This is a genomic window from Lysinibacter cavernae, from assembly GCF_011758565.1.
Classification (GTDB): Bacteria; Actinomycetota; Actinomycetes; order Actinomycetales; family Microbacteriaceae; genus Lysinibacter; species Lysinibacter cavernae.
Genome location: NZ_JAAMOX010000002.1, coordinates 193,231 through 213,684 on the forward strand (window position 1 = coordinate 193,231; position 20,454 = coordinate 213,684).

Here is a 20,454-nt window from a genome sequence, read left to right on the forward strand (position 1 = left end):
GCCGCCTGCGCAGCGCAGAAGTTGGACAAATCTATATGACTACCTTTGCTGAACTTGGCCTTCCGGCCCCTCTCGTAGCTGTTCTTGAAAAAGACGGCAAAACGGAGGCGTTCCCCATCCAAGAAGACACGCTGCCAGATACGCTCGCCGGTCGCGACGTACTTGGCCGCGGAAAAACGGGCTCCGGCAAGACCATCGCGTTTGCACTTCCGCTGGTCGCACGCCTGGGTGGCGTGCTTTCCGGTGGGAAGCGCCAGCCTGGCCGCCCGCTCGGCCTCATCCTTGCTCCGACGCGTGAGCTCGCGACACAGATCGCCGCAACCATTGCGCCGCTCGCCGAGGCGTACAACCTGACCACGACCACCATCTTTGGTGGAGTAAGCCAGGGTCGCCAGGTTGACGCGCTTCGCCGCGGTGTTGACATCGTTGTGGCCTGCCCTGGCCGCCTCGAAGACCTCATGAAGCAGGGCTACGTCAAGCTCGACGCTGTTGAGATCACCATCCTTGACGAGGCTGACCACATGGCCGACCTCGGTTTCCTTCCTGGCGTCACGCGCATCATGGAGGCAACCCCATCAAACGGCCAACGCCTCCTGTTCTCGGCAACCCTCGATAACGGAGTAGACAAGCTCGTTCGCAAGTTCCTCACCGATGCCAAGATGCACTCGGTCGACGAGGCAAACTCGCCGGTCGCAGCAATGACGCACAACGTGTACGAGGTTTCCTCCGTAGACGCAAAGAAGGACCTCATCAAGAAGCTCGCTTCGGGACAGGGCCGCCGCATCCTCTTCACCCGCACCAAGCACGCCGCGAAGAAGCTTGCGAAGCAGCTGACGGATTCGGGCATCCCATCTGTTGACCTGCACGGCAACCTCTCGCAGAACCAACGAGACCGCAACCTCGCTGCATTCGGATCTGGCGAGGCCCGTGTCCTTGTTGCAACCGACGTCGCAGCCCGCGGAGTCCACGTTGACAACGTTGAGCTCGTCGTCCACGTTGACCCGCCGATGGAGCACAAGGCATACTTGCACCGCTCTGGCCGCACCGCACGTGCTGGGAGCGAAGGCCAGGTCGTCACGATCTGCCTCCCAGAGCAGCGTCGCGACCTTGGCGCACTGCTTCGAAAGGCCGCCATCACGGTTACGCCAGTGCTCGTCACGGCCAACTCCGACGTTGTCAACGAGCTCGTTGGACCAATTGCCGCATACGTGAAGCCTGCACCGCGCGCCATCCAGCCGCAGGGCGGCGGACGCTCCAACGGCGCAAACGCCCAGCGCAAGCGCGCCTCGCGTGGAACCGGCGGATTCGCCGGCGCGCCTTCACGTGGCGGCCAGGGCGGACGCTCAGGCGGACAAGGTGGTCAAGGCGGACGCTCAGGCGGACAGGGTTCAGGACAGGGCGGACAGTCTCGCACCGGTGGTGGACGGCCGGCACAGGCCCGCTCGCAGCAGCGCTCGCGCTAGACCTCAGGACGCATCAACCGAAGGCACCAACTCGAATGGGTTGGTGCCTTCGGCAGTTAACGGCAACATGGGAATAGTGACCAACAGCTGAGGGTTACCGTTCTGTATGGCCCAATCACATCTCTTCTCCCCGCTCACCCTGCGAAACACAACGTTCCGCAACCGACTCTGGGTCTCGCCCATGTGTCAGTACTCGGTTGATAAACACGACGGTGTTGCGACCGACTGGCACCTCGTACATCTTGGATCTATGGCGCGCGGTGGTGCCGGAGTGGTCATGCTTGAAGCGACTGCGGTGGTCCCAGAGGGCCGCATCGCCCGTGAGGATCTTGGCCTCTGGAATGACAACCAACGAGACGCTATGGTTCGACTCGTTGAAGTCATCCACTCGCACGGCGCTGGGGCAGCCGTTCAACTCGCGCACGCTGGACGCAAGGCATCCGTCTATCGACCGTGGGAGCCAGATCGCACGGGAACCGTTCCAGAGGCAGACGGTGGATGGCAAACCCTCGCGCCGAGCGCCATCCCTTTTGACGGCATGTCGGTTCCGCGGGAGATGACCATCGAAGATATTGACGCCGTCGTTGAGGCATTTGGCCTTGCCACTCGGCGAGCAGTCGAGGCAGGTTTTGATGCCGTCGAGATCCACGCTGCGCACGGCTATCTCGTTCACCAGTTCTTGTCCCCGCTCAGCAATACCCGCACGGATAGCTATGGTGGGAGCGCAGAAAACCGGGCAAGGCTCCTCCTGAGAATTATCGCCGCCGTTCGAGCCGAGATTGGCGAGCTGCCCGTGAGCGTTCGTTTCTCGGCCACCGACTACGCTGACGGCGGCTTGACCCCTGATGATGTTGCCGTGTTCGCCGGGTGGGCTGGCGTTGCGGGCGCCGATCTCATTGATGTCTCAACGGGTGGGCTGGTTGCGGGGGTCAGCATCCCGCTCTCCCCCGGGTACCAGGTTCCTCATGCCGAGCTCATCCGCCGCGAGACGGGGCTGTGCACCGCAGCCGTCGGGCTCATTACCGACGCCGCCCAGGCCGAGACGATCGTGTCAAGTGGCCAGGCTGACGTTGTCCTTGTCGGTCGAGAGTTTTTGCGCAACCCGCATTTTGCGCTGCAGGCGGCGGCAAAGCTTGGCGAACGCCTCAGCTACTCCCCACCGCAGTACGGCCGCGCACCCTACGAACACTAACCGCGTCAAAACCTGCATCTATTTGCGACTTTTTGTCCCGAATAGCGAAATCCGGCGCAGAAAGTCGCAAATAGATGCAGGTCGGCGGGGGTTAGAAGGCTCCTGAAGCGCCAAGTGCAGCACGCAAGAGCGCTCCCCTTCCGCCTTCCATCTCGTCGACGGTGGCGTCGCTCAACGCGTCGGTCGGGCTCAACCAAGTGATCTCAAGCGCATCCTGACGAGGGTCGCAGCTTCCCGTAACCGGGACGACAAACACCAGCGAAACAGCATGCTGACGCTCGTCAACGAACGGACTGATTCCCGGCATGGGGAAGTACTCGGCGACGGAAGCCGGAATCGGACTCGTGGGGAGCAGCGGGAAGGCCATCGGTCCGAGGTCTTTCTCAAGGTGACGGAACAGGGCTTCGCGCACGGTCTCGCCATACATGACACGTCCCGTGACCAGCATCCTCGTCATGGCACCCTCAGGCGTGGCCCTCAGCAGCAAGCCGACCTCGGTAATTTTGCCGAGGCCATCAACACGAACGGGGATTGCCTCAACACACACGATCGGCAATCGACGCCGAACCTGCGCCAACTCGTCATCGCTCAGCCAGCCGGGATTGGGGTCAGGGGTTCGCAGGTCCATGTGCTTATTCTGCACCACTCCGGCTGTGCGCGACCACAGCATCCGACTTACCCCTCCACGAAGCAAACGTCTAGGCTGGTTTCATGACTGGTTTGACGATCAACAACGCCCACGTGAGATGGTCAGTTCCAACTGAACAGGTCGCAACCGAGTTGGCCAGCAGACCGCTAATGATCCTTCTGCACGGCTACGGCTCGTTTGAAGGAGACCTTATCGGCCTCGCCGATCATCTTCCAAAGCAGTTTGTACTTGCCTCGCTGCGAGCGCCGCTGATCGCACCACCGCCAGTTGTTGACGGATACTCGTGGTTCCCTATCGATCCAGCCGGCCCCGACCCGAAGCGCGGCGCCGAGGCCGCTGCTGCCCTCATCGATTGGATTGACCGACTTGAAGCGTCAGTACCAACCGGGTTGCCACGCATCGCGCTCATGGGATTCTCGCAGGGCGGAGCGATGGTCACGCAGGCATTTCGCGCCCAGCCAGAACGCTTTGTGGCCGGCGTTAACTGCTCAGGATTTGTTTTTCGAGGCGAACAGCAGGGAGATGCCGTGCTCGCCCAACGCAAGCCCCCGATCTTCTGGGGCCGCGACGAAGGCGACCCCGTTATCACGCAGGACAAAATTGAACTCACGAATGCCTGGCTGCCGAGCCACTCAACGCTCACGGCCAAACTGTATCCTGGCATCCAGCATTCAATCTCAGCGGAAGAACTGAACGATATCTCAGCCTTCCTCAACGTGAACCTCCCCGCCTAGACATAGGTTTCTCTCAGAAGGGATCAGTACAGTCATGGGTATGAACAGCCTCAACGTTCTTCGCAACCCCGACAACGAACCATCGCAGGCTCCGCAGCCAAGCCGCGACCTGCTGCTCCATGAGGCCCTCACCGGCGAGATGAATCTCAGCGAGCTCCACTTTGCGGAAAACTCACACATCGCAGACATGAAGTCGCTCAGGAACGACTTCACGCGCTTCATGATGCTGTACAAATTTGCGATCGACGAGGTCACAACAAAGATCTCGATCCTGCAAGAAGAGTTCAGCCTCGTTCACGACTACAACCCCATCGAGCACCTATCCTCACGCCTCAAATCGCCGGAGAGTATCATGGCCAAGGTTGCCAGGCTGCAGTGTGAGCCGTCGTTTGACAACATCCGAAACACGCTGCACGATATCGCGGGCGTTCGCATTACCTGCAGTTTTGTCTCGGACACCTACAAGGTGTTTGACATGCTCACCAACCAAAAGGACATCAGGATTCTTGAGGTCAAGGACTACATCAAGAACCCGAAAGAAAATGGATACAAGAGCCTGCACGCCATTCTTGAGGTGCCTGTGTTCATGTCAACAGGAGTAGAACCCGTCAAGGTTGAGGTGCAGATCCGCACCATCGCTATGGACTTCTGGGCAAGCCTCGAGCACAAGATTTACTACAAGTACAACAAGGATGTTCCGGTCGCCCTGCTCGACGAGCTGAAAGTCGCCGCGACCACGGCCAGTCAGCTTGATGCCACCATGGAACGGCTGCACGATGAGGTCAAGCAGCTGGATGTGGACACCACCATGTCGGCAGAGGCCGAGGAATCCACACAGCATCCAAAGCTCAGCGATCGGCTCTTGAATGATCTCAACGAGGCACGCAAGAATTTCTTCCGCCGCGCGAGTAAAGAGGCTGGTCCGCCCAACCCCGAGTAGCCCCTAGCGCGCTCCCCGCACGTACGGTTCGCCAAGCGCCGGTGGGGTGCCTGATTTGCGCGCCGCGAGGACAAGCACGAGCATCATGACCACAAACGGCAGCATCTTGATGAGGTCGGTCGGAACGTTGAGCGTGGTGAGTTGCAGCACGGTTCCCGAGGCAACCGTAGCGCCGTAGAGCAACGATCCGAGTACGACCCAACGTATCCGCCCGCGTGCAAGCATCGTGACCACGATGGCGATGTACCCGAGCCCGTTGGTCATGGCCGGGGTGAACGTTCCCGCTGAGAGAACGGCCAGATAGGCGCCACCAAATCCGGCAAAGGTGCCGCCTATGAGGGCTGCCGCCGAACGCGTGCGGACGACATTCCCGCCTGCAGCATCGAGTGAGCCGGGTTGCTGCCCTGCGGCACGAAGCCGGAGGCCAGGGCGGGTCTTTGCGAGCATCCACGCGATGCCTGCCGCGAGCGCAAGCGTGACGAGGAAGTATGGTGGCTGGGCGAACAACCCCTCGCCTACGCCAGGCAGGTCGGCGAGTAGCGGGATGCGCCATACCGGTGCAAGACCAAGGCGCGGATTGGTTGCGCCAAACAGTTGGGTTGAGAGAACGCTTGTGATTCCGGTTCCCGCGAGTGTAATCGCCAGTCCGATCACGATCTGGTTGAGACCAAGCCACACCGTCAGCAGCGCAAACAGCGCCCCGCAGAGCGCCCCGACGAAGCCGCCGACGAGCATTCCGAGGGCAAATGAGCCGGTGGCGAGAACCGTCGCAAACGCGGCAAATCCGCCGAGTAGGAGCATCCCTTCGAGGCCAAGGTTGAGCACACCAGACTGTTCGCCAAGCGTCTCGCCGAGCGCCGCAAGCATGAGCGGGAGCGCAGCGGCCACGCAGGCAACGATGACTGCGGTCATGAGAGCCGGCGTCAAGAGGTCAGCCATTACTTCCGCCTCTCCTGGCCCCGCGTCGAAGTCCGTCAAGGAGACCGGGGGGAAGGTAGCTCTGGCCGAGGCTGCGTCTTGTGCCAAGAAATTCAATCAGCGCCATAAACACCAGGATGAGGGCGACAATAATCAGCAGAAAATCGACCGACAGCCCGCTCTCGTGCGCGGCAAGGGTCCCCCCGGTGGAGAGCACCGAGTAGAGGCCGATCAGCGGCACCGAGCCAAGCGGATTCAGCCGAGCGAGGAAGACAAACGGCATGACCGCCGCACCGTACGCGGGGTTCCAATTGGTGCGCAGGAATCCCCATTGCCCGAGTAGGTCGACCGCCGCGGCAAGGCCGATTAGCGCGCCACTGATTGCAAACAAAGCCATGATCATTGGCCGGCTGCGAATGCCAACGTGATGCGCGGCCTTCGGATTCGCCCCGAAAACGTCGAGTCGGAGGCCGACGGATGTCCTGGTCAGCACAACGTGCGCGGCAACGACAACGACCAACGCGATAATCAGACCAACGTGCACGCGGGTGCCTGGAATATACGGGAGCATGGTCTCCAGCGGCAGCACCCTCGTCTGCGGCACGATGACGTTGGGGTCTTGAAAGGGGCCCTTAATCAGCATGTTTGCAAGGCCGACTCCGATGAACGACATCATAAGCGTCGTGATGATCTCGTTCGTGCCGTACACCGCTTTGAGCGCCGCCGGAACGACCGTCCAGCTCGCGCTCACGATCATCGCACCAATACAGAGCAACGGGAGTGCGAGCCAAAGCGGAACGACAACAACAAGGCTAGGCCCAACCCCAGCGATGAGCACGGCACCAAGCAGAAACTGCCCGTCATAGCCAAGATTCCAGAGTTTTCCTCTGAACACCACGATGAGAGCGAGCGCAACTAACAAGAGCGGCGCCATGAGGGTGAGGCTCCGCTGCCAGCCGTTTCCAGCGAGACCGTAGTAGAGAATATCGCCAAAAAACGACAGCGGATTCTGCCCGAGAGCAAGCAACAAGACAGCGCTTGCGATCAGGGCAAGGACAATTGGGAGGCACGTGCGCAGCAGGATGAGGGCAGTCTTCCGCGCCCCTGTGGCTTCTCCAGCGGTCGAATTGGGAGCCAAGACTTCGGTCATCCGGCTCCCCCCGCCATGATTGAGCCAACGGCGGCCGCTACATCGTCGCCGTCATTCTTGACCACGGCGACGAGCCGGCCGCCCTCAAGAACCCCAATACGGTGAGCGAGCTGCACGAGTTCATCAAGGTCGGCAGAAAGCAGAAGGATGGCGCCTCCCCCGTCAACAAACCCTTTCAGCAGCGCCCTGACTCGATCGACCGTATGCGTGTCCAAGCCGTACGTCGGTTTGCTCACGATCAGCACGCGAGGGCTGTGAGCGAGCTCGCGCGCAAGCAGGAGCTTCTGCAAGTTGCCACCTGAGAGCGTTGCCGCCCGCGCATTTATACTCGGCGTGCGAATATCAAAATCACGAACGAGCTGCCGTGCCTCGGCATCGATCTGCCCTCGTTGAATGACGCCCCGCTTCCAGAATGGCCGCTCACCAATACGCTTGAGCACCAAATTGAGCGCAACGCTGAGACCACCAACGGATCCCTCGCCCGTGCGGTCATCCGTCACGTATCGAAGGCCTCTCCGCTGCCGTCCGCGCACTCCAACCGAGGTGATGTCCTCACCCTCAAGAACGAGCGAACCCGCCGCAGGCTGACGCTGCCCAGCGATGACCTCGGCAAGACCTCGCTGACCGTTGCCGTCGATGCCTGCGATTCCCATAATTTCGCCCGCGTGCAACGACACGTCGATGTCTGTGATTCGGCCGTCAACGGTGGCGGAAGTAGTGCTAACGCCTCGGAGTTCAAGTACTGGGTCTGAATTCAACTTCAGTGTGGCCGTCGCCGTCCTGTCATCCACGTCACCGCCTGGCCTGGGGCGGGTGTCCGTCTGAGGCGCAGTCATTTCCTCGCCAAACATGGCCGACACAATCTCGGGCTGAACATCGGCGATACCAGCCGAGCTATCGTTTCTTGTCAGTTCTTCGCGCGAATAACTCAACACCGATTTACCGGCACGCAAGACGGTTACAGAACTACCGACAGCAATGACCTCGCGAAGCTTATGTGTGATCAACACGATCGCGATGCCCTCGGCGGCAAGCCGGTTGATTGTCGTCTCGAGGTCTGCGATTCCCTGCGGAGTCAGCATGGATGTCGGCTCATCAAGAACCAGGATGCGAGAGCCACGCCAGAGGGCGCGCACAATTTCAACCTGCTGCTGCTGTCCAAGCCCAAGGTCACCAGCTTTCGCGTTCACGTCAACAGAAATGCCGAGCAGTTGGCTGAGCTCGGCAAACCTTCGCCGCGCACCGGAGCGGTCGAGCACGATTCCGCGAGAAGATGCGTCTTCCGTCAACATCAGGTTCTCAAGCACCGAAAAGGCAGGGATCAGTGTTGAGTGTTGATAGACCACCCCAATACCGTTTCTGAGCGCGTCCTGTGGCGACGCCAACCTGACCTCAACCCCATCCACAAGGATGCCCCCCGCATCCGGCTGCTGCATACCAGCGACGATGCTCACAATCGTTGATTTGCCTGCCCCGTTCTCACCGAGAAGACAACGCACCTCTCCCGGAGAAACGGAGAACGAGACGTGGTCGTTCGCGATCACGCCGGGAAACGCTTTGGAAATGCCGCGCAGTTCAAGCGCAGGCACGGCGGATGCAGACCCCTGACGATCACTTGGGCGCGCTTCGCTCACGCTGAGCCTCTCTCCTGTCGGATGCTCACCGAGCGGCCGACCCAACCCGCCTACTTCTTGGCGTCGATGATTGACTGTACCTGATCTTTGGTTGTCGCCCGAGTGACCGTTACCTTGCCTGAAGCGATATCTTCGGTTGCCTGTTTGACAGCGGCCGTGATGTCGTCTGTGAACGCATCCGTTTCTTGCAGGGTGAGTCCTTTATTCTCGACAGTCAGCGAGTATGTTGCTGTGCCGAAGGAACCATCCTCAACATCCTTGATGGCTTGAGTAAAGGTGTCTGCAAAGTTCCACTGCACCGTTGTCAGCACGGTATCTGGATTCGTTACGGCCTCGCTCACGTCGCCGATGGTCGCAATGTACTTGACATTTGGAGCGGTTTCAACAGCCTGGAGATAACCGACCGTTGCCCCGTCACCCATGCCAATAATGACATCGGCGCCACCAGCGATGAGAACCGAGGCTTGATTTTTCCCTCCGGCAGAATCTCCGTACTCGGCTGGCCCGATGTACGCGATAGTGACCTCGATGCTGGGATCAACACTGTACACGCCCTCTGCAAATCCACCAGACATGCGAAACCAGTTCAGGTCTTCGGCCGACACGACGATGCCAACCTTTTGTGTGGTCGTGGACTTGGCGGCAACAACACCGGCAAGATAGGCACCCTGCTGAGCCTCGGTTGTGACCGAAGCCACCGTGCCAGGAATGTTCTTCTCGTAGTCGACTACGAGCGTGGGCACGCCGGTCGCCTCGGCAACGCGCGCTGCAACCGTGGCAAAGCCGCTTGCGTGGGCAATGATGAAGTCGTTTCCGTTGTCGGCGACCTGCGTCAGAATCGTCTCGGTGTTGTCGTAGCCAACATTGGAGTTGTCGTCGAGTTCAATATCGAGAGACGTTGCAACATCCTTTGCTGCCCAGATGCCCTGCTGGTTCCAACCATGATCGGCCTCTTTTTCGGGCGTCACGATTGCGAATTTCTTGACAGTTGTCGAGGCATCGCTCGAGGCTCCCGTTTCGCTACCTCGCGCCGAACATCCCGCAGCGGCCAGCATGCCAGCGGCAACCATAATCGCGACTCCGGTGCGGACAATACGGCGGGCGGTAGCCCCAGAAGCGTTAGCATTCAACACAGGAAATGATCACCTTTCGCGAGGATGTCGGCGCCGTGGCAACCGCTGCACAAACGCCACCATTAGGTGGCTCCGATACAGAAATCATAACGGTGAACATATACCCTGCTCATCGCAGGCTCTCTGGAGAGGTCGATCGTTACCAAGATGAGTTCTCGTGCTCATCCTCAAACGACGGGGTATTTGAGTAGGGAACCCACTGGTAACAGGATTCCACCGCAGGTTCCGCGGTGAAGCCGCCGACACAGATCATGTCTCGGTAGCGCTGGGCTTCCTGGTTATCATCGTCAAGCTGTGTGTAATGGACTCGGCACAAAACTCTGAATTGGTCGGGGTTGTCGGAGATGGGATGCTCTGAGGGAGCCCAACAGTCAACGTCTCCGGTGACGCCGGCTACATTCGCGTCGCGCGCCGCGACGACACTCACGTCCTTGGTCAGTTTGGCGTCCTGATCGCTGGGCTTCGGTTCGTTGTTCGTGAGCGCTGACGAACATCCGGCACCCAGAAGCACAAGCAAGACCGCACAGGACAGGCGATGCAGGAGACGCGTAGACACCCGTCAACCGTAACTCACCAAAACTGATGGCGTTGCGACAAAGGGAAAACCCCGCCCAGCATAAGACTGGACGGGGTTTTGGCAGTTCAACACGCACATGTCAGATGCGAGTTCGTCCGGATAGGTTAGAAACGAACCGTGTAAATGATCTGTTCAAGCACGTTTGGGTGGATGTAGTACTCCTTGATGGTCTTGCCGTCGGTCGCAGCTGCGGCCTTTCGGAAGTCCCACTCTCCGGTGGTCAGCCGGCGAGCGTTATCGTCTCCGACGACCCAGACTCCTGAGTAGCTAATACCGTTCAGAACTCGGCCGTCGCCCGCCCAAATGCGCGAGACGCCGTTCTTATCCTGCGATGAGTTTGTCTGTGGACGTACGTGATAGGTCAAGGGTTCTTCCTCTTTCAATTCTGTTGGAGTTACGGGGGGTGCCGGGGTTGTTGGGGCAGTGCTGTGTGGAACAATCGTGTGCGTATATGGCGAGATTCTCCCGGAATAACCGTTCGACCAGTTAGGACTTGGCGGGAAAATCTCAAAATGGACGTGCGGTCCGGTTGCCGTGCCAGTCGCACCTACATAGCCAATGAGCTGCCCGCGAGCAACCGGTTGACCGACGTTGACGGCAAAACTGGTCATATGGGCGTAGCCCGAGTACCCCCAGGAATGCCTGAGGAGCACGAAGATGCCGGCGGGCGAGAGCATCCATGAATGGTTCTGACCCCACCCGTTTGCTTCGACGACTCCGGCGTCCGTGGCATAGATGGGAGTACCAGCAGGTGCAGCCAGGTCAATACCGTGATGACCTGGACCATAGCCCTGCGAAATATTCACTGAGGCGAGAGGCCATTCAATACTCAAGGCAATCACCTCGATCGATTACTGTGTAGGCAAGCATCTGGGCGAGTAGCGGAACGAAACCGTATTCTGTCATTTGCTCTCCTTTCGTTGGTTGGTTGTGTTGCGATTATTCGCGGGGTTGGCGGCCACCGTGCCGCAGCGCATCCGCCTCGCTCACTCGTGATCTGATGTGTTGTTGAGCAATAGGCGGTGTGCTATGGCAGCGGTGACCATCGCCACATACTGGTCGGTGGGAACAAAAATGCCCCGCTCTACCTTCGAGAGGTAGGCCACGGATGTGCCCGCTTCGTCTGCGACGTCGGCCAGGGTCATGCTGGCGAATTGTCGAAGCACCCTGAGGGTGTTTCCCATTCGTTCAACGTGTCTGGCCATGTCCAATAGTGTGACATAAATTGGACACGATAACCAGCGAGAAGTCCAATACCAGCATTTTTTATTGATTTAATGTCAAATTAGCCGTAAGGTTTTAGGCATAAAGTCCACCATCTACAGGAACTCTCATGACAACAACAAAGATGTCGGCAACTACCCCCACCGAACGCGCCGAGCTGGCCAAACAGATCAAAGCACTTCGGCAGTCCGCGGGGATGTCAAAGAAGCTGCTGGCGCACGAAGCGCAGATTTCTCGGCAAACTCTCGACAACATCGAAAACGGCGTCACCTCACCGCAGGCCGGTGTCCTTGAGCGCATCCTCAACACGTTGGGTGTCAGCACGGAGACCATCGGCTTTGACAGCGAAACGGACCTCTGGCTCACCATGATTGGCACACTCATCGAGCAGCTCCCCACCGAAGTCCGCGCTCAGTCAATTGATCGCGTTGTCCGCTCGCTCGCGCACGACATCAAGAACGCATCTGTGAATGTCACACCCGTAGGCCAAGATGCTGTTGTAACGCCCCTCCACAGCCGAGTTGACGACTTCGAAGAAGCGAGCGACGACGAAGTGGCAGAGGCGCTCAGCCTGCCGTTTGCCGCGCTCAACCGAGACGGAATAATCAACGAACAGGAAGCATCCCCCGACGCTTAGGAGGCCACATGGTGCAGTACCTCAAAGAGGAGGCAAAACGATTACGCGTTCACGTGAAGGTAGCCAAACTGGCCATATCCTTGCGGGGATTCTATAGCCCGGCCAAAAACACCATTTACGTCAACCGCTCGCTCACCCAAGACCAACGACGTGAGGCGCTTGCCCACGAACTCGCGCACTGCTTTTACGGGCACGACTGCACGAGCGAGTTCAACGAGAGACAGGCCGATCATCGAGCTGCGCTGCTCCTCATCGACCCCGACCTCTACCGCCAAGCGGCGCTTCTCAATCCGCATCCAAATTTTGTCGCCATTGAACTGGGAGTCACGAGCCACATCGTGCAGGTCTGGCAGGAACACTGGCTGCCACAACTTGCCGCCAAACGACGGGAATTCGAAGACGTTGCCTAAACAAAAACCGCCAGGCCGTGCAATGCACGAACCTGGCGGTTGTCTGTCGGGGTAGCGGGATTTGAACCCACGACCTCTTCGTCCCGAACGAAGCGCGCTACCAAGCTGCGCCACACCCCGATTGGCCGGTTAGGCCTCTACTATTCTAGACCACATTCATCGTGGCAAAAAACCCGGCACGAACCGCGTCCACACAGAATCCACAGGATATCTGAGGCCAACATGGGATAATCGGTTAAATGATTGCCAATCCCCTCCTCGTCGCCTTCGACCTCGACGATACCCTCGCCCCGTCGAAATCGGCCGTTGATCCCAGCATCCTCGAGTTACTCAAGCGACTGCTTGACGACCACGAAGTCTGCGTTATCTCGGGCGGCAACTACCCCCAGTTTGAAAAGCAACTCGTCAACAGCCTCTCCGACATTGGTGACGACCGACTCGCTAAGCTCCACCTCATGCCAACCTGTGGCACCCAGTACTACCGCCGCGTCAATGGCGCTTGGACCCAGATCTACGAAGAAAAGCTTGACCAAAACGAAACCGCAGCGGCCGTTGCGGCAATCGAGGCAAGCGCCCGCGAGCTCGGACTGTGGGAAGAGCAAACCTGGGGCCCGGTCATTGAAGACCGCGGCTCACAGGTCACCTTCTCCGCTCTCGGACAGCAAGCCCCGGTCGACGAAAAGCATGCATGGGATGCCGATGGCGCCAAAAAGGCGCGCCTCCGCGATCACATCGCTGTGCAGCTCCCAAACCTTGAGGTTCGTTCGGGCGGTTCCACCTCAATCGACATCACCCGCAAAGGCATCGACAAGGCCTACGGGATGCGCAAGCTCGTTGAACACAGCGGCATCCAGCTCGCCGACATGTTCTTTGTAGGTGACCGCCTCGATGAGGGCGGCAACGACTACCCTGTGCTCGCCATGGGCGTCGCCTGCCACAAAGTTGATGGCTGGCAGGACACCGCAGCATTTCTCACCGAGTATCTCGGCCAGAAGACGAGCGCTTAGCCAACCCGTGGTGCAGGTTGCATAACCTGGGCCTACTCAGCGGATAGCTGGCCGCCGCTCTCCTGCAGGTAGCACTGCCCACACAGCGACTCGTATCCAACGTGGACTCCGTCGATTGCTACCTGGTCTCCGTCAAAGACAAAACGATCACCAACTCGGCGTCCGTTAAACACCGCGTTACGCCCGCAACGGCAAATCGTCTTCATTTCTTCAAGCGAATGAGCGATCTCAAGCAGCCGTTGGCTGCCGGGGAAGGCCTTCGTCTGAAAATCGGTTCGGATGCCGTAGGCAATAACCGGCACGTCATCAAGCACCGTGATCCGCAGTAGGTCATCAACCTGACGCGGAGTCAGAAACTGGGCCTCGTCAACAAGGAGGCATCGGATGTCTCGCTCGCCGAGGGATCGGACGGCCTCCCGGTGTCGGTCGACCTCAGCGCGGACATCCGTGGATTCTCCAACCAGAAAGTCAACAGGGCGGGCCACTCCAAGCCGAGACTGAATGCTCGCCGCAGCCTTCACGTCAACGGCCGGCTTCGCTAAAAGGACGCGGTGTCCACGCTCTTCGTAGTTATGGGCGGCTTGCAACAGGGCGGTGCTTTTGCCCGAGTTCATCGCTCCGTAGCGAAAGTAGAGCTTAGCCACAGCTCTGGTGCCTATACGTTAACGTGCAGCGCCTCGGCAGTTGCCTTCAGCGACTCAGCGGCGGCGGCTGGGGAAGCGGAAAGTTCGGTCCCGAAACTTGGAACCATCTCTGCGATGGGTTTGCGCCACTGTTCGAAGTGTTCTGGGAAGCATCGCTCCAGCACCTCAAACATGATGGGAGCAGCCGTTGAGGCTCCAGGTGAGGCACCAAGCAGTCCAGCGATGCTTCCATCGGCGGCCGTCACAACCTCGGTACCAAACTGCAAGACTCCGCCGCGCTTGGCGTCCTTCTTCATGACCTGCACACGCTGTCCCGCAGTAATAATGCGCCAGTCATCGTTCTTTGCCGTTGGCATAAATTCGCGGAGCGCGCGCATCTTCTTGTTGCGCCCAGCCAGCACCTCGCTAATGAGGTACTTGACGAGGTCAAAGTTGTCGCGGGCGACGGCAAGCATCGGTCCAAGGTTGTGGGTGCGAATCGAACCGGGAAGATCCCACCAGGAACCCTTTTTGAGGAACTTGGGGGTGAATCCGGCATACGGCCCGAACAGGAGGCTTGCCTGACCGTCAACGATGCGAGTATCGAGGTGCGGAACGGACATCGGCGGGGCACCAACAGCGGCCTTGCCGTACACCTTGGCTTGGTGCTGCGAGACGATCTCTGGGTTGTCGCAGCGGAGGAACTGCCCGCTGATTGGGAAGCCGCCAAAGCCCTTGATCTCGCGGATCTTGGACGACTGCAGAAGCGAAAGCGCGCCTCCACCAGCACCAACAAACACAAAACGTGCATTCACGGTCTCAACCGTGCGTCCGACGTCGTTGCGGATGCGAAGGTTCCAGGTCTTATCGGCTGCGCGAGTGATTTTCTTCACGGTGTGCTCGGTGCGAAGCGATGCTCCTGATGCCGTGAGCGCGTCGAACATTTGGTGGGTGAGCGCCCCAAAATCAACGTCGGTTCCCGCCGGGATGCGTGTGGCAGCAATGGGCGTGCCTTTTTCTCGTCGATCGATGAGGAGCGGTGTCCATTCAGCGATCTTCCATGGGTCTTCGGTGTATTCCATGCCGGCGAAGAGCGGGAGGTCTTTGAGGGCTTCGTAGCGCAGCTTGAGGTAGTCAACGTTGCTCTGACCCTGAACAAAGGTCATATGTGGTGCCGCGTTGATGAAGGTGTTTGGCTCGTCGAGCACACCCTTCTCAACGAGGTGCGCCCAGAGCTGGCGGCTGATTTGGAACTGTTCGTTGATGCTGACGGCTTTGGCAGGGTCAACACTTCCGTCAGCTGCCTGTGGCATGTAGTTGAGCTCGCACAGGGCAGCGTGTCCGGTGCCTGCGTTGTTCCAGGCGTTGGTGCTTTCTTGCGCGACTTCGCCAAGTTTTTCGTAGACGCGAATGGTCCAGTCTGGCTGTAGCTGTTGGATAAGGGTCCCGAGGGTAGCGCTCATGATGCCGCCACCGATGAGGACTACATCAACCGTCTTTGCTGTGCTCACCCAACCAGTTTAGCCCTGAAGTTGAGCGCTCCTGACCGCCCGAGCACCGGTTGCTTGCGTTTGGGATTATTTGCGTGTGATTGTTGTCCGCATTGCGGCTATTTTGGCGTCTGCGAGGGTGCCGGAGGATGCGTCGATGAGCGTCCCAAACCCGAGACGCTTTGCCTCGTTTGCCCGCTGCTTATCAGCGGGGACGGCACGAATCTCGCCAGCGAGGCTAATTTCGCCGTAGGCGACGAGACCGTGGTCGTACGCTTTATCGTTGGCCGCCGAGGCAAGGGCGAGCGCGATCGCGAGGTCTGCGGCCGGTTCGATGAGCCGCACCCCGCCAACGGTGGAGACATATACGTCTTTGCTGCCAAGCGCCACGTTTGCGCGGCGTTCGAGGACCGCAAGGATCATGGCGACTCGCGCTGAGTCAACGCCACTCGTGACGCGACGCGGATTGGGTGTCGAGGATTCTACGATGAGCGCCTGGACCTCAACAGGAAGCGCACGTCGCCCTTCCATTGCCACCGTGATGCAGGTGCCGCTCACGGGGACTTCGGAGCGACTGAGGAAGAGACCGCTTGGGTCAGCGACCTCGGCGATGCCGTCGCCGGTCATCTCGAAGCATCCGACCTCGTCGGTTGGGCCAAACCGGTTTTTGAGGGCACGGATGAACCTCAGTGCGGAGCGACGGTCACCCTCGAAGTGGCACACCACGTCGACAAGGTGCTCAAGCACTCGCGGGCCAGCGATAGAGCCGTCTTTAGTGACGTGGCCTACAAGGATGACGGGAAGGTCTCGCTGTTTGGCGAGGCGGATCAGCGTGCTCGCGACTTCACGCACTTGGCTTGGCCCGCCAGCAATGCCTTCTACGGCCTCGCTCGCGATGGTCTGCACGGAGTCAGCAATAAGTAAGGATGGCTCAATAGCGTCACACTGGCCGAGGATGCTCGCGAGGTCGGTCTCAGCGGCAAGAAAAAGGTTGTCGCTCATGGCGCCGGTGCGCTCCGCTCGGATGCGCACCTGGGCGACAGACTCCTCTGCGCTGACGTAGAGCACTCGCTTGCCTGACTTGGCGATGCGCGCCGCTACCTCAAGCAGCAGGGTTGACTTGCCAACGCCTGGTTCGCCGGAGAGCAGCATGGCGGCACCGGGAACGATGCCGCCACCGAGCACACGGTCGAATTCGGCGACACCGCTGGTCGAGCGCACGGCGGCAACAGTTGACACCTGCGTAATGGGTTGAGCCCGCGTGCGGTCGGTAGGTGCGATGGGAGCGACCGTGCGGCGGAGGCCCGTGCGTTCGGCGGCATCCACAACCGTGCCCCACTGCTGGCACTCGCCGCAGCGTCCGACCCATTTGGCGGCCTGCCAGCCGCATTCGGTGCATCGGAATTGAGTGGTAACTTTTGCCATGCTGCGAGCCTAACCGGCACCACCGACACGGGCGGATGGGCGGGCCGAAGCCGAACGATTTTGGAGCATCCGGAGCCGAACATCGGGCCTCGGCCAAAAAACTTTCGTCTCGATTGGCGCTCAGGGGCGCTTTCGCATAAACTCATTCGCGGTGACGTGTCCGAGCGGCCGAAGGTGCAACACTCGAAATGTTGTGTAGGTTCAAAGCCTACCGTGGGTTCAAATCCCACCGTCACCGCCACCACGAAGGCCCCGAGTTCCCTGAGAAATCAAGGGAGCTGGGGCCTTTGTCATTCCATTTGTGTCACGATCACACGACGTAGTTCGAGACCATTTTCCGCTATCAAGCGCACGCCGGCATTCCTCGATATTTCCTCGAGTTTAAGCCCCAGCTGGGTATCGATGAAGCGAGATAACGACTTCTCGAACAGGCAACAAATACCCAACACCCTGCGTCAAGTAGCTAGCGGTTTGAAACCGGGCGAGATGTTCTTCATTGGACGAAATAATCCTTTAGAAGGGAACAACCATTCGTGAGCATGTTCCCCTTCGTTGACAACCATCATGACACCTTCACTATCAAAGAGATTTCATGTGCGCGACATATTTTTGGTAGGTGGGTGTCTTGTTCTGATGGCGGGTCATTCATCCCCCTCCCCCATGCGCCGTCCCTACGGCGCGACCCGCCAACTCGCATTGCACGGCAATGTTTGAGGACGGGGCGACCATCCCGCAGTACCCCCCTCTTTCCGGCTGGTCGCCCCATTTCAGAACTATGAGGCCTAAGAGTAAGGGACACAAAGGCGATTGAGATTACTTTGAGCGGCGCCAACCAAGACCTATACGAAGCTCACCCCGCACGGAGCAACTATTCACACCGACGGTTTGCGGCTTGAAACCTCAGACCGGCTCATGATCCACAATCTGACCGGGAGCCAATATCCAAAACAATCGATCGTAGTCGAGTTCATACCATAAGCCCTGACGGAACGTTCCTTCACCAAACCATCACTCATGGTCACAGAAACTCGATCAGTCGAACGCTTCCGAAAGTAGGCAGCCAAACTACGCCTTTGATGAAATACTGCGCGTGCGATAGATTCCAACCACTCAGGTGTCTTGATTATGATGTGCGCATAGTTCGTGCGCATTTAGTAATCTTTGAGGAGTATTGAAGTGAGACTTCAAATGGGGAAAATAGTCTCCGCCGCCGCTATGTCTGCCGCGCTCGTATGGGGGAGCGCAACAGCGGCCCAAGCCATCCCGTTGCCTGATAACGGACCCGAAGCCGGTGGTACGACAGTGACCGTGCCAGAGCCCCAGGGCCCAACATTCGCCACTATCTCCGCAGGTTTCCTCCAATCGGTGGCAATTTTGCCTGATAATAAGGCATACGCATGGGGATGGAATTCGAATGGTCAGCTCGGCAACGGGACCAACACTGACACCAACGTTCCAGTATTGGTGCAGACCCCCTCTGGGGTTACATTCACACATGTCTCTACCGAGGGAAGTCATTCGTTGGCCGTAGGGTCTGATGGCAACACCTACGCCTGGGGACACAACGCGTACGGTCAGCTCGGCAACGGGACCAACACAGACAGTAATGTGCCCATCTTGGTGCAGGCCCCAGCCGGGGTTACCTTCACCACCGTTGATGCCGGCGGGTACTATTCGCTAGCGATTGGATCTGACGGCAACACCTACGCCTGGGGACACAACGCATACGGTCAACTTGGGGATGGGTCGTCGACGAACAGTAACGTTCCGGTAATGGTGTTACCACCTGCCGGGGTCACATTCACCGACATCGCTGCTGGGACTATTCACTCGTTGGCAATTGGGTCTGACGGCAACACCTACGCCTGGGGAGACAACGTGTCTGGTCAGCTCGGTGATGGGACGAACACGGACAGTAACGTGCCGCTGTTGGTGCAGGCCCCTGCCGGAGTCACATTCACCAACATCACCGCCGGGATTTATTTTTCGTTGGCCATTGGGTCTGACGGCAACACCTACTCCTGGGGAGACAACCTGTTTGGCAACCTCGGGGATGGGACAAACACGGACAGTAATACTCCAGTGTTGGTGCAGACACCTGCAGATGTCACCTTCGCCAGCATCTCGGCCGGAGGTGACTTTTCGTTGGCCATTGGGTCTGACGGCAACACCTACTCCTGGGGGAACAACTCGTCTGGACAGCTCGGAGACGGGACAAACACGAACAGCAACCTTCCACTGTTGGTGCAGACGCCCGCCGGAGTCACCTTCACCAACATTACGACCGGAGGGGATTTTGCGTTAACCTTTGGGTCTGACGGCAAGACCTACTCCTGGGGGAATAACCTGGAGGGGCAACTCGGGGACGGAACAAACGTGAACCGTAACGCCCCAGCCCCAGTTCTGGTGCTGGCGCCTGTACCTGAGGTAGTCGTGACAGGTATTACCTTTGGTGGGCTTGATGGTACGAATCTGGCCGATAACGGTGACGAAACTTGGTCTGTTGATACTCCTGCGCATGCCGCTGGTCAGGTCGATGTTGTGGTGTTCTGGACGTTGGGTGGTGTGCCTCAGGCACCGATCACGTACTCTAGCGGGTTCACATACAGTCCGACTCCGGTTGCGCCCACTATCACGAACCCCGGAGATCAGACCGTAGCTAACGGCAAGACCACAGCCTTCTCAGTCGAGATCACAGGTACTCCCACCGCTACCGTCACCTGGGAGGTTTCGCGCGATAGTGGATCTACGTGGGAAGCGATCACCGCCGACCAAGGAGCCACACCGTCACCAGACGGACTCACACTCTCAATCCGGGGAAGCAAAACAAATGGTGGTTTCCACTATCGTGCCACTGCGACAAACAACGTTGGGAGCGCGACTAGCCAGTCTGCACGGCTGACCGTTACCCAACAACCGGTCGTGACGGACCCAGTCGATGGGCCAGGTACGACTAACCCGGGCGACAACGCAGGCAGCACCGATAAGAACGTTGACACGGCGCTTGAGATTACGGGCAGCGACCCCGATCTAGGATTTCTTGTAACCGCTCTTGTCACGCTACTGCTCGGTGCCGGACTCGTCACCGCGAACCTCGCCGCGAGGCAACGCATCACCCGCTAAACAAACCCGTTCGTGTTTCCGCGGCACAATCACCGAGGAAACACGAACGATACCCAAACAGATTCGCAAACCTGTCGTCCGTAGCAACCTGGGAAGCGGAGGGCATCATCGTAAACGACTTGGCT

General features: G+C 59.0%; 19 protein-coding genes and 2 tRNA genes. 9 read left to right on the forward strand and 12 right to left on the reverse strand.

The features are described from left to right. Positions 1-35 precede the first annotated feature (35 nt). Together FHX76_RS10430 and FHX76_RS10435 are read left to right on the forward strand one after the other, a co-directional pair. Positions 36-1,463, forward strand: coding sequence for a DEAD/DEAH box helicase (locus tag FHX76_RS10430; RefSeq protein ID WP_167150636.1), 1,428 nt, complete (start codon positions 36-38; stop codon positions 1,461-1,463). Between the two features lie 106 nt (positions 1,464-1,569). Beyond that, positions 1,570-2,655, forward strand: a complete 1,086-nt coding sequence (locus FHX76_RS10435; RefSeq protein ID WP_167150637.1) for an NADH:flavin oxidoreductase/NADH oxidase — start codon at positions 1,570-1,572, stop codon at positions 2,653-2,655. A 91-nt stretch (positions 2,656-2,746) separates the two neighbouring features. On the opposite strand, the gene FHX76_RS10440 is transcribed toward FHX76_RS10435, so the two are convergent. Continuing rightward, positions 2,747-3,283: an NUDIX hydrolase family protein gene (locus tag FHX76_RS10440; RefSeq protein WP_167150638.1), complete on the reverse strand. Its 537-nt coding sequence runs from the start codon at positions 3,281-3,283 to the stop codon at positions 2,747-2,749. An 83-nt stretch (positions 3,284-3,366) separates the two neighbouring features. On the opposite strand from FHX76_RS10440, the gene FHX76_RS10445 reads away from it, so the two are divergent. Beyond that, complete coding sequence (locus FHX76_RS10445) at positions 3,367-4,038, forward strand: alpha/beta hydrolase (protein WP_167150639.1); 672 nt, start codon at positions 3,367-3,369, stop codon at positions 4,036-4,038. Between the two features lie 40 nt (positions 4,039-4,078). Continuing rightward, positions 4,079-4,978, forward strand: a complete 900-nt coding sequence (locus FHX76_RS10450; protein ID WP_386761804.1) for a GTP pyrophosphokinase — start codon at positions 4,079-4,081, stop codon at positions 4,976-4,978. Positions 4,979-4,981: 3 nt separating this feature from the next. On the opposite strand, the gene FHX76_RS10455 is transcribed toward FHX76_RS10450, so the two are convergent. The 7 genes from FHX76_RS10455 to FHX76_RS10485 form a co-directional block, all read right to left on the reverse strand. After that, positions 4,982-5,917 (reverse strand): ABC transporter permease, encoded by a 936-nt coding sequence (locus FHX76_RS10455; RefSeq protein WP_167150640.1) that lies wholly within the window; start codon positions 5,915-5,917, stop codon positions 4,982-4,984. Beyond that, positions 5,910-7,046 carry a putative B6 ABC transporter permease subunit 2 gene (locus tag FHX76_RS10460; protein WP_167150641.1) on the reverse strand — a complete coding sequence of 379 codons (1,137 nt, stop codon included), beginning with the start codon at positions 7,044-7,046 and terminating at the stop codon, positions 5,910-5,912. The genes FHX76_RS10455 and FHX76_RS10460 overlap by 8 nt, the downstream gene beginning before the upstream one ends. Further along, a complete protein-coding gene (locus tag FHX76_RS10465; RefSeq protein WP_208402648.1) occupies positions 7,043-8,680 on the reverse strand; it encodes a putative B6 ABC transporter ATP-binding protein in 1,638 nt (545 codons plus the stop codon). Before FHX76_RS10465 ends, FHX76_RS10460 begins: the two co-directional genes overlap by 4 nt. 50 nt (positions 8,681-8,730) lie before the next feature. Next, complete coding sequence (locus FHX76_RS10470) at positions 8,731-9,813, reverse strand: putative B6 ABC transporter substrate-binding protein (protein ID WP_167150642.1); 1,083 nt, start codon at positions 9,811-9,813, stop codon at positions 8,731-8,733. Positions 9,814-9,952: 139 nt separating this feature from the next. After that, on the reverse strand, positions 9,953-10,369 hold the full coding sequence (locus FHX76_RS10475) for a hypothetical protein (protein ID WP_167150643.1): 417 nt from the start codon (positions 10,367-10,369) through the stop codon (positions 9,953-9,955). Positions 10,370-10,494: 125 nt separating this feature from the next. Further along, the gene (locus tag FHX76_RS10480; RefSeq protein WP_167150644.1) at positions 10,495-11,223 is read right to left on the reverse strand and encodes a M23 family metallopeptidase; all 729 of its coding nucleotides are present in this window, start codon (positions 11,221-11,223) and stop codon (positions 10,495-10,497) included. A 153-nt stretch (positions 11,224-11,376) separates the two neighbouring features. Continuing rightward, complete coding sequence (locus tag FHX76_RS10485) at positions 11,377-11,595, reverse strand: helix-turn-helix domain-containing protein (RefSeq protein ID WP_167150645.1); 219 nt, start codon at positions 11,593-11,595, stop codon at positions 11,377-11,379. Positions 11,596-11,723: 128 nt separating this feature from the next. Here FHX76_RS10485 and FHX76_RS10490 point away from each other — a divergent pair, with 128 nt between their 5' ends. Both FHX76_RS10490 and FHX76_RS10495 read left to right on the forward strand, forming a co-directional pair. Then, the gene (locus FHX76_RS10490; protein WP_167150646.1) at positions 11,724-12,251 is read left to right on the forward strand and encodes a helix-turn-helix domain-containing protein; all 528 of its coding nucleotides are present in this window, start codon (positions 11,724-11,726) and stop codon (positions 12,249-12,251) included. Between the two features lie 8 nt (positions 12,252-12,259). Beyond that, positions 12,260-12,661 (forward strand): ImmA/IrrE family metallo-endopeptidase, encoded by a 402-nt coding sequence (locus tag FHX76_RS10495; RefSeq protein WP_167150647.1) that lies wholly within the window; start codon positions 12,260-12,262, stop codon positions 12,659-12,661. 46 nt (positions 12,662-12,707) lie between these two features. Here the strand turns inward: FHX76_RS10495 and FHX76_RS10500 are convergent. Beyond that, a tRNA-Pro gene (locus tag FHX76_RS10500) sits at positions 12,708-12,781 on the reverse strand. A 119-nt stretch (positions 12,782-12,900) separates the two neighbouring features. Here FHX76_RS10500 and FHX76_RS10505 point away from each other — a divergent pair. Further along, the gene (locus FHX76_RS10505; RefSeq protein ID WP_167150648.1) at positions 12,901-13,668 is read left to right on the forward strand and encodes an HAD-IIB family hydrolase; all 768 of its coding nucleotides are present in this window, start codon (positions 12,901-12,903) and stop codon (positions 13,666-13,668) included. A gap of 32 nt (positions 13,669-13,700) precedes the next feature. On the opposite strand, the gene FHX76_RS10510 is transcribed toward FHX76_RS10505, so the two are convergent. From FHX76_RS10510 to radA, 3 genes are all read right to left on the reverse strand, one after another. Beyond that, on the reverse strand, positions 13,701-14,312 hold the full coding sequence (locus tag FHX76_RS10510; RefSeq protein WP_167150649.1) for a thymidine kinase: 612 nt from the start codon (positions 14,310-14,312) through the stop codon (positions 13,701-13,703). Between the two features lie 11 nt (positions 14,313-14,323). Continuing rightward, positions 14,324-15,754, reverse strand: a complete 1,431-nt coding sequence (locus FHX76_RS10515; protein ID WP_243848823.1) for a malate:quinone oxidoreductase — start codon at positions 15,752-15,754, stop codon at positions 14,324-14,326. Between the two features lie 114 nt (positions 15,755-15,868). Beyond that, on the reverse strand, positions 15,869-17,206 hold the full coding sequence (gene radA / locus FHX76_RS10520; RefSeq protein WP_167150651.1) for a DNA repair protein RadA: 1,338 nt from the start codon (positions 17,204-17,206) through the stop codon (positions 15,869-15,871). Between the two features lie 150 nt (positions 17,207-17,356). Between radA and FHX76_RS10525 the strand changes: the two genes are divergently transcribed. After that, positions 17,357-17,447 (forward strand) — tRNA-Ser (locus FHX76_RS10525). A gap of 974 nt (positions 17,448-18,421) precedes the next feature. Beyond that, a complete protein-coding gene (locus FHX76_RS10530; protein ID WP_208402649.1) occupies positions 18,422-20,329 on the forward strand; it encodes a hypothetical protein in 1,908 nt (635 codons plus the stop codon). Positions 20,330-20,454 lie beyond the last annotated feature (125 nt).

What these genes read in the sequence shown, in the direction of transcription:
- FHX76_RS10430 (WP_167150636.1), top strand. Translation starts at nt 36, where the DNA reads ATGACTACCTTTGCTGAACTTGGCCTTCCGGCCCCTCTCGTAGCTGTT.
- FHX76_RS10435 (WP_167150637.1), top strand. Translation starts at nt 1,570, where the DNA reads ATGGCCCAATCACATCTCTTCTCCCCGCTCACCCTGCGAAACACAACG.
- FHX76_RS10440 (WP_167150638.1), bottom strand. Translation starts at nt 3,283, where the DNA reads ATGGACCTGCGAACCCCTGACCCCAATCCCGGCTGGCTGAGCGATGAC.
- FHX76_RS10445 (WP_167150639.1), top strand. Translation starts at nt 3,367, where the DNA reads ATGACTGGTTTGACGATCAACAACGCCCACGTGAGATGGTCAGTTCCA.
- FHX76_RS10450 (WP_386761804.1), top strand. Translation starts at nt 4,079, where the DNA reads ATGAACAGCCTCAACGTTCTTCGCAACCCCGACAACGAACCATCGCAG.
- FHX76_RS10455 (WP_167150640.1), bottom strand. Translation starts at nt 5,917, where the DNA reads ATGGCTGACCTCTTGACGCCGGCTCTCATGACCGCAGTCATCGTTGCC.
- FHX76_RS10460 (WP_167150641.1), bottom strand. Translation starts at nt 7,046, where the DNA reads ATGACCGAAGTCTTGGCTCCCAATTCGACCGCTGGAGAAGCCACAGGG.
- FHX76_RS10485 (WP_167150645.1), bottom strand. Translation starts at nt 11,595, where the DNA reads ATGGCCAGACACGTTGAACGAATGGGAAACACCCTCAGGGTGCTTCGA.
- FHX76_RS10490 (WP_167150646.1), top strand. Translation starts at nt 11,724, where the DNA reads ATGACAACAACAAAGATGTCGGCAACTACCCCCACCGAACGCGCCGAG.
- FHX76_RS10495 (WP_167150647.1), top strand. Translation starts at nt 12,260, where the DNA reads ATGGTGCAGTACCTCAAAGAGGAGGCAAAACGATTACGCGTTCACGTG.
- FHX76_RS10505 (WP_167150648.1), top strand. Translation starts at nt 12,901, where the DNA reads ATGATTGCCAATCCCCTCCTCGTCGCCTTCGACCTCGACGATACCCTC.
- FHX76_RS10515 (WP_243848823.1), bottom strand. Translation starts at nt 15,754, where the DNA reads ATGAGCGCTACCCTCGGGACCCTTATCCAACAGCTACAGCCAGACTGG.
- radA (WP_167150651.1), bottom strand. Translation starts at nt 17,206, where the DNA reads ATGGCAAAAGTTACCACTCAATTCCGATGCACCGAATGCGGCTGGCAG.
- FHX76_RS10530 (WP_208402649.1), top strand. Translation starts at nt 18,422, where the DNA reads ATGTCTGCCGCGCTCGTATGGGGGAGCGCAACAGCGGCCCAAGCCATC.